This window comes from Ciceribacter azotifigens (genome assembly GCF_048159625.1).
Classification (GTDB): domain Bacteria; phylum Pseudomonadota; class Alphaproteobacteria; order Rhizobiales; family Rhizobiaceae; genus Allorhizobium; species Allorhizobium azotifigens.
On sequence record NZ_JBLQTA010000001.1, the window covers coordinates 337,773 to 353,069 of the forward strand.

At 65.5% G+C, this 15,297-nt stretch carries 12 protein-coding genes, 1 tRNA gene and 1 pseudogene; 7 read left to right on the plus strand and 7 right to left on the minus strand.

Annotated features, from left to right (window positions below; all coding sequences use genetic code 11):
* Positions 1 to 123: 123 nt before the first annotated feature.
* The gene (locus ACM6UT_RS01730; RefSeq protein ID WP_416795646.1) at positions 124 to 1,314 is read left to right on the plus strand and encodes a ceramide glucosyltransferase; all 1,191 of its coding nucleotides are present in this window, start codon (positions 124 to 126) and stop codon (positions 1,312 to 1,314) included.
* Positions 1,315 to 1,365: 51 nt separating this feature from the next.
* On the opposite strand, the gene ACM6UT_RS01735 is transcribed toward ACM6UT_RS01730, so the two are convergent.
* From ACM6UT_RS01735 to dgcA, 3 genes are all read right to left on the minus strand, one after another.
* The gene (locus tag ACM6UT_RS01735) at positions 1,366 to 1,761 is read right to left on the minus strand and encodes a VOC family protein (RefSeq protein WP_416795647.1); all 396 of its coding nucleotides are present in this window, start codon (positions 1,759 to 1,761) and stop codon (positions 1,366 to 1,368) included.
* A gap of 64 nt (positions 1,762 to 1,825) precedes the next feature.
* Positions 1,826 to 2,362, minus strand: coding sequence for a homoprotocatechuate degradation operon regulator HpaR (gene hpaR / locus ACM6UT_RS01740; protein WP_416795648.1), 537 nt, complete (start codon positions 2,360 to 2,362; stop codon positions 1,826 to 1,828).
* A 110-nt stretch (positions 2,363 to 2,472) separates the two neighbouring features.
* The gene (gene dgcA, locus ACM6UT_RS01745) at positions 2,473 to 3,462 is read right to left on the minus strand and encodes an N-acetyl-D-Glu racemase DgcA (RefSeq protein ID WP_416795649.1); all 990 of its coding nucleotides are present in this window, start codon (positions 3,460 to 3,462) and stop codon (positions 2,473 to 2,475) included.
* Between the two features lie 203 nt (positions 3,463 to 3,665).
* Between dgcA and mnmA the strand changes: the two genes are divergently transcribed.
* Together mnmA and ACM6UT_RS01755 are read left to right on the plus strand one after the other, a co-directional pair.
* On the plus strand, positions 3,666 to 4,862 hold the full coding sequence (gene mnmA, locus ACM6UT_RS01750) for a tRNA 2-thiouridine(34) synthase MnmA (protein ID WP_416795650.1): 1,197 nt from the start codon (positions 3,666 to 3,668) through the stop codon (positions 4,860 to 4,862).
* A gap of 174 nt (positions 4,863 to 5,036) precedes the next feature.
* Positions 5,037 to 5,113: transfer RNA gene (locus ACM6UT_RS01755), tRNA-Met, on the plus strand.
* A 340-nt stretch (positions 5,114 to 5,453) separates the two neighbouring features.
* Here ACM6UT_RS01755 and ACM6UT_RS01760 read toward each other — a convergent pair.
* From ACM6UT_RS01760 to hglS, 4 genes are read right to left on the minus strand one after another with little or no spacing between them, the layout of a single operon-like run.
* Positions 5,454 to 6,686, minus strand: coding sequence for a pyridoxal phosphate-dependent aminotransferase (locus ACM6UT_RS01760; RefSeq protein WP_416795651.1), 1,233 nt, complete (start codon positions 6,684 to 6,686; stop codon positions 5,454 to 5,456).
* 5 nt (positions 6,687 to 6,691) lie between these two features.
* Complete coding sequence (gene amaB / locus ACM6UT_RS01765; protein ID WP_416795652.1) at positions 6,692 to 8,218, minus strand: L-piperidine-6-carboxylate dehydrogenase; 1,527 nt, start codon at positions 8,216 to 8,218, stop codon at positions 6,692 to 6,694.
* A 48-nt stretch (positions 8,219 to 8,266) separates the two neighbouring features.
* Positions 8,267 to 9,685: an FAD-binding oxidoreductase gene (locus tag ACM6UT_RS01770; protein ID WP_416795653.1), complete on the minus strand. Its 1,419-nt coding sequence runs from the start codon at positions 9,683 to 9,685 to the stop codon at positions 8,267 to 8,269.
* Between the two features lie 8 nt (positions 9,686 to 9,693).
* Complete coding sequence (gene hglS / locus ACM6UT_RS01775) at positions 9,694 to 11,091, minus strand: 2-oxoadipate dioxygenase/decarboxylase HglS (RefSeq protein ID WP_416795654.1); 1,398 nt, start codon at positions 11,089 to 11,091, stop codon at positions 9,694 to 9,696.
* Between the two features lie 109 nt (positions 11,092 to 11,200).
* On the opposite strand from hglS, the gene ACM6UT_RS01780 reads away from it, so the two are divergent.
* From ACM6UT_RS01780 to arsB, 4 genes and pseudogenes are all read left to right on the plus strand, one after another.
* Complete coding sequence (locus ACM6UT_RS01780; RefSeq protein WP_416795655.1) at positions 11,201 to 12,109, plus strand: LysR family transcriptional regulator; 909 nt, start codon at positions 11,201 to 11,203, stop codon at positions 12,107 to 12,109.
* A gap of 1,588 nt (positions 12,110 to 13,697) precedes the next feature.
* The gene (locus tag ACM6UT_RS01785) at positions 13,698 to 14,051 is read left to right on the plus strand and encodes an ArsR/SmtB family transcription factor (RefSeq protein ID WP_416795656.1); all 354 of its coding nucleotides are present in this window, start codon (positions 13,698 to 13,700) and stop codon (positions 14,049 to 14,051) included.
* Positions 14,052 to 14,088: 37 nt separating this feature from the next.
* A pseudogene (locus tag ACM6UT_RS01790) lies at positions 14,089 to 14,229 on the plus strand (arsenate reductase ArsC); the annotation flags it as partial.
* 8 nt (positions 14,230 to 14,237) lie between these two features.
* Positions 14,238 to 15,296, plus strand: a complete 1,059-nt coding sequence (arsB, locus tag ACM6UT_RS01795; protein ID WP_416795657.1) for an ACR3 family arsenite efflux transporter — start codon at positions 14,238 to 14,240, stop codon at positions 15,294 to 15,296.
* The last annotated feature ends 1 nt before the right edge of the window (position 15,297 follow it).

Below are 15,297 nucleotides of genomic sequence, written 5' to 3' on the forward strand. Positions count from 1 at the left end.
AGCGGACGCGAATCCGCCTTCATCGCCCGCGTCCCCATCTTTCGTCGCGGGAGGGCAATTCCCTTTTGCAGAATTGTCATGAGGCGATAGTATCAGGCAGCGGATGGTACAAGGATCGTGACCATGCTGATCATGACGTTCTGCGCGACTGCCCTGCTTATCCACCTCGTCAGCCTCGGCTGGATCTACCGGCGAAAGACAAGAACCCGCAAGGCGACCCACCCGGCGCAGACCGCCCGGCCCGCGGTCAGCATCCTGCGGCCGTTCTGCGGCATCGAGAACAATCTCGAAACGACGCTGCGATCGACCTTCCTTCTCGACTGGCCTGCCTATGAAGTCGTCTTCTGCGTCGAGGACGCCGACGACCCGGCCGTTCCACTGGTGAAACAGCTGATGGCGGAGTACCCGGACGTTGCCTCCTCGCTCCTCGTCGGAAACAGCCAGGTCGGCATCAATCCGAAGCTGAACAATCTGGTGAAGGGCTGGGATGCGGCGCGCTACCCGTGGATCGTGATCGCCGACAGCAACGTACTCGCGCCGAAGGACTATCTCACGCAGCTCTTCGCCCGCTGGGAGCCCGGCACCGGCATGGTCTGCTCGCCGCCGGCCGGAACGGAACCCGTCGGTTTTGCAGCCGAAGTCGAAGCCGCCTGGCTCGACAGCTTCCAGGCGCGCTGGCAGATGCTCGCCGACGAAATCGGCGTCGGCTTCGCACAGGGCAAGACCATGCTCCTCCACCGCGGCCTGATCGACCGCGCCGGCGGGTTTATCCGTCTCGCCGACGAGGTCGCGGAAGATGCCGCCTCCACCAAGATCGTGCGCGAGGCCGGGCTTTCGGTCCGCCTCGTCGACATTCCCTTCCCGCAGCCGCTCGGGCGCCGCACGTGGAAGGGCATCTGGCGGCGCCAGCTTCGCTGGGCACGCCTGCGGCGGGTGTCTTTCCCGCTGTTCTTCCTGCCGGAAATCCTGGTCGGCAGCGCCTTCCCGCTCACCGCCGCGATTGCCGGCGGTTTCGCCGGTCTCTGGTCGCCCGCGGCGGTGCTCGCCTATGCCGCCGTCTGGTACGGCTGCGAGCTTCTCGTCATCCGTGCCTTCGGCTGGCCGCTCGGCCGCAAGACGCCGTTCGCCCTCGTGCTGCGCGATCTTGCACTGCCGGTCCTCTGGCTGTCCGCGTGGTTCGGAAACGGCTTCGTCTGGCGCGGCCACCCGATGGCCGTTCAGCAGCAACTCGCCCCGCGCAATGCCTACCGCCTGCGCCACGCGATCGACCGGACAAAGGCGAAGGCGCGGGCATTCCGGTCGGCCTGGCACTGAGGCGAGGGAACAAAGACCGGGACGCATTGCCCCGGTCTCGTTTGCCGCATCTTACTTGAAACGCCCATGACGCTGCAGGACCTCGATCTTGTAGCCGTCCGGATCGGTCACGAAGAAGAACCGGGCGAAGAGAACCCCGTCGCGGTTGAACTCGACGAGTTTGCCGGGGTTCAGCCCGAGTTCGGTGAAGCGTGCGTGCTCCACATCGAGATCGTCGACCGACACGGCGAGGTGACCGTAACCATCCCCGAGGGCATAGCCCTCCTCGCGCCCCTTGTTGACCGTCAATTCGAGCTCGAATTCGCTCTCCGGATTGCTGAGGTAGATGAGCGTGAAGCTGTCGAAATCGAGCCTTTCGGCGACTTCGAGCCCGAACGCCTTGCGATAGAAATCCGTCGCGCGCGCCTCGTCGAGCACGCGGACCATCGAATGTATCATCTTTGCCAAGACCAACTCCTGTGCGGCTGAAAATTGTCGTGCGGGGCCCCTGGGCATGAGCAGACGGCACCGCTCACGTCTCTTCGCCCTCGCCGCTCTTCTCGTCCGGAATTCCGCGAGCATCAAGACCGTTCGCCACCGCCTCCAAATCCTCGAGCAGTCTTTGCAACTCGCGCGTCCGCTCGGTACCGAAGGCACGGGTGATCTCGCCGTATATCTCTTCGGATTGCGGCGCGACCTTTTCGATGAGCGCCAGACCAGCCTGGCTGATCGCGATGCGGGAGCGCCGGAGATCGTTCTCGTCCTGGTGACGCTCGATGAGCTGTCGCGTTTCGAGGTCCTTGAGGATACGCGAGAGGCTCGGTCCGAGCAGGAACGTCGCGCGCGCAAGTTCCGTCACCTCGATTTCCGGCACAGTCATCAGCGCGCGAAGGATGCGCCACTGCTGTTCGGTGATGTCGTGCACGCGCAGCGAATTGCGGAAATGCCGCATTATCGCTTCCCGGGCTCTGAGCAGCAGCATCGGCAGCGAGCGGGAGAAATGCCGCAGGCGGACGCGCGGCTGCCCGCCCTCCTTCGCCCTCTCCTGCTCGACCGTTTCGTCCGCCATTCCGTTACCGTCCCGAACCTTTCGAATCCGCCGCACCGCGTCACTTCAGGCTGCGGGCAACCCCGATGATCGTCGCGAAAGCCACGTCCATGTCGTCGCGCGCCCGCCGTTCAGCCCCAGAGCGCCGGATCGGGCGCCTGCATCAGCGAGCCCTCGTAGCGGATCGGGTCGTCGCGGTCGGCGGCGAGCAGCAGCGGCCCGTCGAGGTCGACGTAAGGCGCGCCCTGTGCCACGAGGAAGGCCGGCGCCATGGCGAGCGAAGTGCCGAGCATGCAGCCGACCATGATGTCGAACCCCTGCCGGATCGCTTCGTCGCGGAGCATCAGCGCCTCGGTGAGCCCGCCGGTCTTGTCGAGCTTGATGTTCACCGCGTCGTACTTGCCGGCAAGATGCGCAAGCGAGGCCCGGTCGTGGCAGCTCTCGTCGGCGCAGACCGGCAGCACGCGTTCGATCTCCGCAAGCGCACCGTCGTTTCCGGCGGCAAGCGGCTGCTCGACCAGCGCGACGCCGAGCCGCACGAGCGTCGGCGCGAGTGCCAGATACTGCTCGACCGTCCAGCCCTCATTGGCGTCGACGATGATCTTCGACCGCGGCGCACCCTGCCGGACCGCCTCGATGCGTTCGAGATCGCCCTCGCCCCCGAGCTTTACTTTCAGCAGCGGCCGGCCGGCATTGCGGGCGGCGGCCTCGGCCATCTTCTCCGGCGTGTCGAGCGAGAGCGTATAGGCCGTCTCGACGGGCAGAGGTGCTGGAAGCCCCGCGCACTGCCAGGCCGCCCGGCCCGCGCGCTTGGCTTCGAGATCCCAGAAGGCGCAGTCGAGCCCGTTTCGCGCCGCACCCGCCGGCAGTCGCGATTGCAGGTCGGCGCGGTCGAGACCCCGGCGGAGATCGGCCTCGAGCGACCGGATCGTCTCGATGACGCCTTCCACCGTCTCGCCGTAGCGCGCATAGGGCACGCATTCGCCGCGTCCGCGAAACGTCCCGTCAGAAACTTCGACGGTGACGACGCGGATCTCGGTGCGCGAGCCGCGCGAAATGGTGAAGGCGCCGGCGACAGGGAAACGCTCCTCCGTCACGGCGAGGGAAAGGGCCGGGTTCATCGCGTCGCGGGTCTCCGAACAGCTGTCGCGGAAAGCCCGCGAATCACCGCCCCCTTGCGTGCGGGGGCATTCCTTTCTATATCCCTCGGACGATCGGGGTAAGATCCCGGACTTGCCGAACGAGCGCGATTGCGCGCCCCGGCAGCAGGCGACAAGCGCCTGCCATAGACACCCGTTACCGATTTCAAGACTGGCGGAACGCCGTGAACACACTGGATTTTGACAAGAGGCCCGAAGATACGCGCGTCGTCGTCGCCATGTCGGGCGGGGTCGACAGCTCCGTCGTCGCCGGTATCCTGAAGCGCGAGGGTTACGACGTCCTCGGCATCACGCTGCAGCTCTACGACCACGGCGCCGCCGTCCACCGCGCCGGCTCATGCTGCGCCGGACAGGATATCGACGATGCGCGCCGCGTCTGCGAAACGCTCGGCATCCCGCATTACGTGCTCGACTACGAACAGCGCTTCCGCGACACGGTGATCAACCCCTTCATGGAAAGCTATGTCGCCGGCGAGACGCCTATCCCCTGTGTCGCCTGCAACCAGACGGTCAAGTTCGCCGATCTGCTCGCGACCGCCAAGGAACTCGGCGCCGATGCGCTGGCGACCGGCCACTACATCCGCTCGCGGGCGATGCCGTTGGCGAACGATCCCGGCCACCGCGCACTCTTCCGCCCGGTCGACAGCGAGCGCGACCAGAGCTATTTCCTGTTCGCGACGACGCAGGAACAGATCGACTACCTGCGCTTTCCGCTCGGCGGCCTCTCAAAGGCCGAAACCCGCGCGCTCGCCGAGGAAATGGGGCTCGTCGTTGCACAGAAGGCCGACAGCCAGGACATCTGCTTCGTGCCGCAGGGCAAGTATGCCGACATCATCACCAAGCTCCGGCCGGATTCGGCGCTCGGCGGCGACATCGTGCACATGGATGGCCGCGTGCTCGGCCATCACGAGGGCATCCTCCACTACACGATCGGCCAGCGGAAGGGTCTGGGCGTCGCGACCGGCGAGCCGCTTTACGTCGTCTATCTCGACGCCCGCTCGCGGCGCGTGATCGTCGGCCCGAAGGAGGCGCTCGACACCCGCCGGGTGTATCTGCGCGACATCAACTGGCTCGGTGACCGCACGCTTCGCGAAGAAGCCGCCGACGGCTTCGCCTGCTTCGCCAAGGTCCGCTCGACCCGCCCGCCAGCACCGGCGGTCCTGCATGCCGATGACAAGGGCGTCTATGTCGACCTCGAAATCGGCGAGGCTGGCGTCGCCCCGGGACAGGCCTGCGTGCTCTATTCGGCCCCCGGCCCCGATGCCCGCGTCTATGGCGGCGGCTTCATCGAACGCTCCGAACGCTCGGCCCCGGCCGAGGCTTCGCTGAAGGCGCTGCTCTCGGCGCCTGCCGCCGCCTGAGCGCGGAAGCGCCGAAAAAAGCCGCGCCGGACGGCCGCAAAAGGGCGCCGGCGGACGAGATTACAAAAGCGCCTCAAAAAGATGATCGGGCGCTTGACACCAACGGGAGCGGCACCTTATAAGCCGCTCATCCTGACGCCGGGGTGGTCAAAACGACCTCTTCACGGTGCCTGTGGCGGGGTAGCTCAGGTGGTTAGAGCAGCGGAATCATAATCCGCGTGTCGGGGGTTCAAGTCCCTCTCCCGCTACCATCATTACAGTTGTCCAGTCCGGATACATAGGCAACAATTTGCCCCCTGAGACATGGGTGACAACCTCGTGCCGAACGGTTGTCGATGGCTTGCACGGTTCTCTGTTCCAGGTCGATATATCAGAAATCATAGTGCATGAGGCTGACGAGCCAAATGCCGTCGTCGACTTGCCTGTACTTCGAAATCAATGCCTTCAGCATCCCGACCCGAAGCCATAGCCGCCTCGGCGGCCAATCTCGTGCGCACACCGGGTGTCGCGCGGATGGTTTCCGTCGGCGCGACACCCCTGTGCTGGAAGATTTGTGCTGGAAGACACCGCGCTGCGATGTCTTCTCGTTGGTCAAACGAGGGCTGCGGAGGCTGCCGCAATCCGCGAGAGTGCCTCGGTCAGTTCCGCCTCCGAAGTCGCATAGGAAATGCGGAAATACGGAGAAAGACCGAAAGCGGAACCCGGAACGACAGCGACGTCCACCGTTTCGAGAAGGTAGTCGGTGAAGTCGGTATCGCTCTCGATCCGCTTCCCGTCGGGCGTCGTGCGGCCGATCATGCCCTTACAGCTCGCAAACGTGTAGAACGCGCCTTCGGGCACACGGCACTCGATGCCGTCGATCTTGTTGAGGGCGGACACGACGAGATCGCGCCGCCGCCTGAAGCTCGCCTTACGGTCCGCGAGGAAGTCCTGAGGCCCGTTCAGCGCTTCGATCGCCGCCGCCTGGCTGACGGAACTCGGGCATGAGGTCGCCTGGCTCTGGATGACGGCCATCGCCTTGATCAGCGCCTTCGGACCACCCGCATAACCGATGCGCCACCCCGTCATGGCATAGGCCTTGGAGACGCCGTTGATGGTCAGCGCGCGGGACTTCAACGCGGGCTCCAGCGCGACCGGGGTCACGAAGTCGAAGTCGTCGTAGACGATGTGCTCGTACATGTCGTCGACCATGAGCCAGACATGCGGATGGCGCAGGAGCACGTCGAGCAGCGGACGATAATCCGCCTCGCCATAGGCCGCTCCGGAGGGATTGGAAGGCGAGTTCAGCAGGACCCACTTCGTCTTCGGGGTGATCGCCTTTTCGAGGCGGTCAGCCGTCAGCCGGAACCCGGATGCCGCATCACAGGGAATGAGCACCGGCACGCCGCCGCAAATCTCGATGATGTCCGAATAGGAGGTCCAGTAGGGCGTCGGAATGATCACCTCGTCGCCGGGGTCGATACTGGCCATGAAGGCGTTGAACAGGATCTGCTTGGCGCCCGTGGCGACCGTGATCTCGTCGACGGCGTAGTCCACGCCGTTTTCGCGGCGGAATTTCTCCGCCACGGCCTTCTTGAGCTCGGGCGACCCGTCAAGCGCGGTATATTTCGTCTCACCGCGGTCGATCGCCGCCTTCGCGGCTTCCTTGATGTTCTCGGGCGTGTCGAAATCCGGCTCACCCGCCCCGAGGACGATGACGGGCCGTCCTTCGCGCTTGCGGGCGACGGCCCGCGCGCCGATCATGAGGATCTTCGAGACGCCGATCGAGGCGATGCGCGACGCCGACCGGAACTCGGCTACAGGGGGTACTGCGATATCGGCCATGGCGCTCACTCGATCTCGAACGACACGCCCTGGGCGAGCGGAAGAGCCTTGGAATAGTTCACCGTGTTGGTCGCCCTGCGCATGTAGGCTTTCCAGGCATCCGATCCGGACTCGCGACCGCCGCCGGTCTCCTTCTCGCCGCCGAACGCGCCGCCGATCTCGGCACCGGACGTGCCGATGTTGACGTTGGCGATGCCGCAATCGGAGCCGTCGGCAGACAGGAAGCGCTCGGCCGCCCGCATGTCGAGCGTGAAGATCGAGGAGGAAAGGCCCGCAGACACCGCGTTGTGCTCCCGAAGGACCTCGTCGAAGTCCGAATACTTCATCACGTAGAGGATCGGGGCGAAGGTTTCTTCGAGCACCGGTCCGGCCTGCCGCGGCATCTCCACGAGCGCGGGCTTGACATAATAGGCGGTATCCTTGCCGGCCTCCGCGACGCGTTCGCCGCCGGTGATCGAGCCGCCTTCGGCGCTCGCCGCCGCGAGCGCCTTCTGCATGCCGTCGAATGCCGGCTTGTCGATGAGCGGACCGACAAGCGCCGAGGTCTCCAGCGGGTTTCCGACGGAGACGCTCTGATAGGCCTTCTTCAGGCGCGGCACGAGCTGGTCGTAGACGCTCTCGTGGACGAAGAGCCGGCGCAAGGTCGTGCAACGTTGGCCGGCGGTGCCCATGGCGCCGAACGCGATCGCCCGGAGCGCCATGTCGAGATCGGCCGAGGGGCAGACGATGCCGGCATTGTTGCCGCCGAGTTCGAGGACCGAGCGGGCAAAGCGCCGGGCGAGGCGTGGACCGACCTCCCGGCCCATGCGGGTCGAGCCCGTCGCGGAGACGAGCGCCACCCTGGGATGATCGACGAGGACCTCGCCGATCGCGCGGTCACCGACGAGAACCTGGGAGAGGTTTGCCGGAGCATCGCCGAAACGCTTGATCGCCCGTTGCAGGATGGCATCGGCGGCAAGGGCGGTCAGCGTCGTCTTTTCGGACGGCTTCCAGACCACGGGATTGCCGCAGACCAGAGCAAGCGCGGCATTCCACGCCCAGACGGCGACCGGGAAGTTGAACGCGGAAATGATGCCGACCACGCCGAGCGGATGCCAGGTCTCCATCATGCGGTGTCCGGGGCGCTCCGTCGCGATCGTGAGACCGTAGAGCTGGCGCGACAGGCCGACCGCGAAGTCGCAGATGTCGATCATCTCCTGGACCTCGCCGAGGCCCTCCGACGTGATCTTGCCTGCTTCGATCGAGACGAGCCGGCCGAGATCCGCCTTGGAGGCGCGCAGCTCCTCGCCGAGCAGGCGGACGAGCTCGCCGCGCTTCGGCGCCGGAACGAGCCGCCACTGCCGGAACGCCTCATGGGCGTCGTCGATCATCTTGCCGGCATCCGCGGCGGAGACGGTCCTCAGACGGCCGATCTCCTCACCGGATACGGGACTGTAGGCCGGCATGTCGCCCCCGGTCCACGCGTCGCGGCTCACGCCCAGTTTGTCGAGCAGGCTTGCGGCTTCTTTTTTTACATCGACGGCATTTGTCATTGGCATTCCTCGTTGATTCCCTGTTTTGCGGCTGACGCCGACCATTTTTCAAAAGCGCGCGGCGCCGATCCGGCCGGGCGACAGGACCGCCTTCAGTCCGGTCGCCAGCCTGCGTATTTCCGCGGGTGTGTATCGATCGTAATAGGCCTGGTTCTTTCTGCCGATCGCGTGCTCGGCGCTGAAACTCCCGCCGAAATCCCGAACGACGATGCCGAACACCCAGGTCCTCAGGGCGTCTTCGAAGCCGTCGTCCTGCAGCCGGGCATCGTCCCTTGCGACGACGAGGTTGAAATGCACGCCCCCGTCACCGACGTGGCCGAAGTCGCAGATGGCGACATCGGGGAAGCTCGACGGCAGCTCCCTCCTCATCCGGGCGAGGAAGGCCATGACGTCGCCGCGGCGAAACGAAAGGTCGAACGCGATCAGCCGGCCACGATGCTTGACGCCTTCGGACAGCGCGTGACGCATGGCCCAGATTTCCTGCGGCGGACCGACGAGCGCATCCGCGAGCAGGCCTTCGTGCGTCTCCCAGACCTCTTCCAGCACGGTCTCCAGCACCTCGTCGAGGCTCTGTTCACCCTTCCGCGGAGCATTCGATCTCGAAATCTCCGCAAGGATCACGAATTCGGGGACGATGCCGCCCTGGAACGGGTTGCGGAGCGAGGGGACGTGGTCGAGCGCGGCGCTGATCGCATTGCCCGACATGCCCTCAAAGGCCGAGAGATAGCCGCCGAGCGCAGCTTCCATATGGGAGAGAAGCTCAGGCACGCGATCGATCGAGGCCGGCATCAGCAAGGCGGTCGCGACCTGACGCGGCAGAGCCTCGAGGTTCAGCACGCATTCGGTGATCACGCCGTAGGCGCCGGACGTTCCGATGAATATCTGCTTGAAGTCGACACCGGTATTGTTCTTCCGCAACTCCGCCGAAAGATCGAGCACCGTCCCCTCTTCATCGGCGAGGACGACTTTCAGTCCGAGCGTGTTGCGACGCACGTCCCCGTATCGCAGGAACCTGGACCCGCCGGTGTTCGTGGCGAGCATCCCGCCCAGACGCGGGTCGGCGCCGAGATCGATCGGGAAGAACAGGCCTGCGTCTTCGAGCCGCGCGTTGAGGTCCGAGAGGCGAAGTCCTGCGCCCGCCCGCACCGAGCGGTTGGCGACGTCGAGATCGAAAACGCCGGTGAGGCGATCGAGGCTCAGCACGCCCTGTGTTCCGGTCGCATCGGGCGTGGAGCCGGAAACGAGACCCGTGTTCCCCGACTGGGGCACGAGGGGGATATCGTTGCGGACGCAGTAGGAGACGACGGCGGATACCTGTTCGGTCGACGAGGGTCGCGCGACGAAGGCCGCGCGACCCTCGTCGTAGCGCGCACCCGTCGCATAGGCCGCCATGTCAGCCTGATCGTCGAGCACGGCGGCTTCCCCGATCAGGCTGCGGAGCGCCGCGATATGCGCGGACAGATCCATCGAAGCCGTCACTCTGCAGCCGCCGCCAGCCGGCCGTCGCCGAGACAACGATCGATGGACGCCTGCATGATCGCGGCATAGTGGGCGAATTCGTCCAGTACGCTCGCGCCGAGATCCCGCTCGAACATCCGCTGATTGGGGCTGGCAACGAATTCCTGCGTGGCATCGTCGCCGAGGTTGGACTGGAATATGCCGGCGGCGCTGACGGGCAGGAAGTCCTCATAGGTGATCGGGTCGAACTGCACGAGGCCGTTCGCGATCGCGGTTTCGAGGTCCATGCCGGTCCTGTCGGCCTTTTCGCCGGCCGGGGTGAACGAATAGCTGAAGTAGCCGAGCCCGGCCTTGCGGATCGCGTTCCAGTCGTCGGGAAACGCCTTGAAGACGTCGGCGAGAGCCGCCTCGTATTCGGCGGCGTTGGAACCGTCCGCCGCCGGCCGGCAGCGCTCGCGCGTCTCGTTCAGCAGACGATCGTAGAGCGCCCTGCCCTTGGGCGTCAGCGCCACACCCCGCTGCTCGATCTCGCCGAAACGGGCCGTATGCGAACCGGAGCGCCAGCCACCCTTACCGTCCTCGAACGCCACCGCTTCCTCGAGCGCCTTGAAGGACGTCTGGCGCAGCAGGATGGGGCATTGACGGGTCGGCGGCCCCTCCACGATCGCCTTGGGGGAAATCCCCTCGCCCGGCATCCGGCGCTGGACCTCGTCGATGTCGAGCGTGCGGGGCGTCAGGTGATTGATGTGAGGACCCCTGAAGGACACGACATCCGCAACGAGACGGTGCGCATCGTGGAGGCGACGGTACATTTCGGCGCTGACGATCGCCTTGTCGTGCCAGCGGAAGGTCTGCAGGACCTCCTCGACGAACCGCGAGGCGTCGTCCCGGTCGAGCCCGCCCTGCTCCTCGGCCTTATCGAGGAGTTCGAGTGCCCCGTCGGTGAAGATCTTCCGCTTCGACAGGACCTCCGCCGCATCGGCGCGCAGCTGCTCGTCCCGGACGAGGTCCAGCCGGAGCAACGAGGTGAAGATGCGGAACGGGTTGAGCTTCAGGGCCGCGTCGCCGACGGGGCGGAAAGCCGTCGAATGGACGGGGACGCCGGCCGTGGAAAGGTCGTAATAGCTGACCGGATGCATTCCCATCACCGCGAACACGCGCCGTATCGTGGACAGCTCCTGCGCCGTGCCGAGCCGGATCGCACCGTGGCGCTCCTCGGAGATGCGATCGAGCGTATCGGTCTCGGCGAGACGTTGCCTCATCCCCGGGTTTTCGGCAAGCACCTCCTCGTTCACCTTGGCGACCAGCGACATCAGGGTTCCGTAAGCGGGAACCTCGTTGCGGTACATTGCCGACATCGCCGCCGAAAACGCGGCGCGGATGCTGTCGGAGGAAACGAATTCAGTTTTTGTCATGGGGCCCAACTCGCGGTTGACTACAGGCGGTTCATTCATATTCTGCACTATACCGATGCGAATTCGGGCTGTAATGCGACGCTTTCTGATAGCTTGATGCGAGAACGGAATGAAACTCAACCGCGCGATGATCCCGGACATAACCGTCCTCCAGGCCTTTGAATGCTGCGCCCGGCACGGAAATTTCACGCTGGCCGCCGCCGAACTCAACCTGACCCAGAGCGCCGTCAGCCGGCAGATCAGGGCGCTTGAAGAGCAGCTCGGCATCACCCTGTTCGAGCGCATCCGGCAAAGAGTGGTGCTCTCCGCCACCGGGCAGGTCCTCCTGCCGGAAGTGCGCCAGCTGCTCGAGAGGACCGAGGACATGGTGCTGCGCGCCAAGGCCTCGTCGGACGGCAAGAAGGTGCTTTCCGTGGCGACGCTGCCGACCTTCGGAAGCCGCTGGCTGGTGCGTCGGCTGCCCGAATTCCTCGACCTGCACCCGGGCACGGCCGTCGATGTCGCATCGCGGTCGGAACCGTTCGATTTCAAGGTCGATCGCTTCGATGTCGCCATCCATTACGGGCAGCCGATCTGGGCGCATGCCGTGTGCACCTATCTCTGCGGCGAGACGATCGTACCGGTCGCGAGCCCCGCGCTGATCGCGCGGTTTCCGGCGGAGGTCCCCTCCGACCTCTCCAGGGCGCCGCTTCTCCATCTCACCACGAGGCCGAGGCTGTGGGGAGAATGGTTTTCGATGAACGGCCTCGAAGCCCTGGACGCTTTCCATGGAAACCGGTTCGACCAGTTCAACATGGTCATCGAGGCGGCCGTCGCCGGGATGGGATTCGCCCTCGTCCCGCGCTACCTGATCGAGGGCGAACTCGAGTCCGGCGGCCTCGTGACCGTCATGGACCGGCCGATCACGACCGACAACAGCTATTACATCGTCACGCCGGAGGACATGAAGGGAAGTTCGCTCGCAACGGACTTCCAGAACTGGCTTTTGTCGCAGGTCCAGACCGGACAGGGTGCCTGACCCCTTCCACGCAGGACAACCATGCACGCGTTCACTGCTGCCCCCGCTACCGCCAGCTTGTCAAAAACCACTCAGGCTCCGCCGCCGGTCGGGATGTCTCCCTCCGGGTCGGTTACCTCAGTCTCGGACGCAGCGCCGCGAGGGGCCTGTCAGAGTATGAATATGTGGCTCCTTGCGGCGCCCCGTTCGGCGTTCTTTCCCGCTGCATGCGTCTCTCTGGCAGGCGGCGCCTTTGCCGGAACTTCAAGTTCCGACATCGGCCGGGCGCGGATCGGATCGAAGCGCGCATCCTGTGACGGACCTTCGCTCGAGCCTGGCCGGTGACCCGGGAGGTTCCCGCCGGATGGTACCGTCCGGCCTGACCCCGCCCGGCAGATGGAGGAGCGGCATTTGCGCCGGCTCGTTCCACCCCGCCGTCTTTTCGCCGGGGGGCTTTTTCAAGCTCCCGGGCGCCTGTCTGTGTGCCTCTGAGGCACGCCCGCATTCACGGCGGTGGGGGGCGAGCCGGTCCGGGCCTTCCCGCCTTCCGCCTCCCGCGGGGGGAGACCGTTGCAGCGGCCGGGGCTTTCGACCTGCGACAGTCGTCGACCCCGGCGCCGGTCCCGCCTCGCCGGACTTCGCATGGTCCGGTGTATCTGATGGCGGAACGAGGTGATTCTACGACAGGTCGGAAGGGGGTGAATGAAAATGGGTATCGGTGATTGATTTTACTGGGGAATTTCGAGCGACGGCCGGAAGAGGGGGGCTTGGACGCTCTCCGACCTCCGCCGGCCTGTACGTGGATCCTCGGGTCAAGCCCGAGGATGACGGGAGTGCGGGGTGGCGTGGTGCCCAAAGAAGCCTTGCTGTGCGTAGACGTGATCGGGAAGCCTGAGGCAGCGCTCAAGACCGATGCTGGGACTTGTGTAGACCTGTCGGTAGTGCACCCCAGCGACACATGAAAGGTCGTCATCCTCGGGCTTGACCCGAGGATCCACGCCGTGTTGCCGGCCGCGGGAGGGGGAGGGTCGGACCGCAGGTCCGGGGTGGGGTGATCCATGATGTCGTCACCCCCACCCGCGCGTTCCGCGCGACCTCCCCCCTCAAGGGGGAGGTGGGAGGGCCTCGTCGCCGCAATCGATTCACTGGATCGATTGCCCGGCTGTCCCGGTCGCTTCTCACCCCCACAAGGCGAGATAGGTGGCGGAGCGTTGCAGTCAGCCGTGAGTGCGAAGGTAAGGGACGCAACGAGCGTCTGTGGATCCTCGGGTCAAGCCCGAGAATGACGGGAGTGTGCGGGAATCGTGGTGCCCAAAGAAGCGTTGCGGTGCCCTGACGCGATCGGGAAGGCTGAGGTGGTACCCGAGATTGATGCCAAGAACTTGCGCAGATCTCTCGGTAGTGCACCTCAGCGACACATGAAAGGTCGTCATCCTCGTCCTCGGGTTAAACCCGAGGATGACCCGAGGATGACCCGAGGATCCACGCCGTCCTGCCACTCGCGCGACGGTGTCCTTGCAGCAGGGGAGCTCGGCCAATGTGCGGGGATAGCCACCCTCCCCCATATCCCGCGCCTTGACACATCCAATCCATCCATTATTCTGGATATATGGATGAAAAGAATGTCATCGCGGCGCTGGCCGCGCTTGCGCAGCCGACGCGGCTGCAGACCTTTCGCCTGCTGGTGGCGCGGGAACCGGACGGTGTGCCGGCGGGAGAGCTGGCGCGGCTTGCCGGCGTGCCGCAGAACACCATGTCGGCGCATCTCTCGACGCTAGCCCAGGCCGGGCTGGTCACGGGCGAGCGGCAGGGCCGGTCGATCCTCTACCGCGCCGATCTCGCCTGCTTCCGGGCGATGACGCTCTATCTTCTCAAGGACTGCTGCGGCGGCAATGCCGAACTCTGCGCGCCGCTGATCGCCGACCTCGCGCCCTGCTGCCCGCCGGCCGCCTGCACACAATGACCGCCCTCACGCCGCACACAACCGACGGACGACGACCATGACCGACAGGATCTACAACGTGCTCTTCCTCTGCACGGGCAATCCCGCCCTCTCCATTCTCGCAGAAGCGCACCGGCTGAAGCAGATCGGCGCCATGGAAGGCGCAAGCCATGCGGCCGCCGATACGGCCGGCGGAAAGGTCGCCTGATGTCCACCTTCGAACGCTACCTGACGGTCTGGGTCGGTCTCTGCATCGTCGCCGGCATCGTGCTCGGCCATCTCTTCCCGGCGCTCTTCCACGCGATCGGCGCGCTGGAAATCGCCAAGGTCAACCTGCCGGTCGCCGTGTTGATCTGGCTGATGATCGTGCCGATGCTCTTGAAGATCGACTTCGCAGCGCTGGCCGAGGTCGGCCGCCACTGGCGCGGCATCGGCGTCACCCTGCTGGTCAACTGGGCGGTCAAGCCCTTCTCGATGGCGCTGCTCGGCTGGCTGTTCGTCGGCTGGCTCTTCCGGCCCTACCTTCCGGCGGGCCAGATCGATTCCTACATCGCCGGCCTCATCATTCTCGCCGCCGCCCCGTGCACGGCGATGGTCTTCGTCTGGTCGAACCTGACGAAGGGCGAACCGCATTTCACCCTGACGCAGGTGGCGCTTAACGACGCGATCATGGTGGTCGCCTTCGCGCCGATCGTCGCCCTGCTGCTCGGGCTTTCGGCGATCACCGTCCCGTGGGACACGCTCGTGCTCTCGGTGGTGTTCTACATCGTCATCCCGGTCGTGGTGGCGCAGCTCCTGCGACGCCGGCTGCTTGCCGCCGGCACGCCGGGAAGGCTCGAACGCCTGCTCGCCCGGCTGCAACCGCTGTCGCTCGTCTCGCTGCTCGCCACCCTCGTCCTGCTCTTCGGCTTCCAGGGCGAACAGATCATCGCGCAGCCGGCGGTCATCGGCCTGCTTGCCGTGCCGATCCTGATCCAGGTCTATTTCAACTCGGGGCTCGCCTATCTCCTCAACCGCTGGTCCGGCGAAGAGCACTGCGTCGCCGGGCCCTCGGCCCTCATCGGCGCCTCGAACTTCTTCGAGCTCGCCGTCGCCGCGGCAATCAGCCTCTTCGGCTTCCAGTCGGGGGCCGCACTCGCGACCGTCGTCGGCGTGCTGATCGAGGTGCCGGTCATGCTGTCGGTCGTCTGGATCGTCAACCGCAGCAAGGGATGGTACGAACGCGGCGCCGCCGTCTCCCGCGGCACCTTGACCGAAAAGGCCTGAA

Coding starts and splice junctions, on each gene's coding strand:
- ACM6UT_RS01780 (WP_416795655.1), top strand. CDS start 11,201: ATGAAACTCAACCGCGCGATGATCCCGGACATAACCGTCCTCCAGGCC.
- dgcA (WP_416795649.1), bottom strand. CDS start 3,462: ATGAACCCGGCCCTTTCCCTCGCCGTGACGGAGGAGCGTTTCCCTGTC.
- ACM6UT_RS01760 (WP_416795651.1), bottom strand. CDS start 6,686: ATGGCCGATATCGCAGTACCCCCTGTAGCCGAGTTCCGGTCGGCGTCG.
- hglS (WP_416795654.1), bottom strand. CDS start 11,091: ATGACAAAAACTGAATTCGTTTCCTCCGACAGCATCCGCGCCGCGTTT.
- arsB (WP_416795657.1), top strand. CDS start 14,238: ATGTCCACCTTCGAACGCTACCTGACGGTCTGGGTCGGTCTCTGCATC.
- amaB (WP_416795652.1), bottom strand. CDS start 8,218: ATGACAAATGCCGTCGATGTAAAAAAAGAAGCCGCAAGCCTGCTCGAC.
- ACM6UT_RS01770 (WP_416795653.1), bottom strand. CDS start 9,685: ATGGATCTGTCCGCGCATATCGCGGCGCTCCGCAGCCTGATCGGGGAA.
- hpaR (WP_416795648.1), bottom strand. CDS start 2,362: ATGGCGGACGAAACGGTCGAGCAGGAGAGGGCGAAGGAGGGCGGGCAG.
- ACM6UT_RS01730 (WP_416795646.1), top strand. CDS start 124: ATGCTGATCATGACGTTCTGCGCGACTGCCCTGCTTATCCACCTCGTC.
- ACM6UT_RS01785 (WP_416795656.1), top strand. CDS start 13,698: ATGGATGAAAAGAATGTCATCGCGGCGCTGGCCGCGCTTGCGCAGCCG.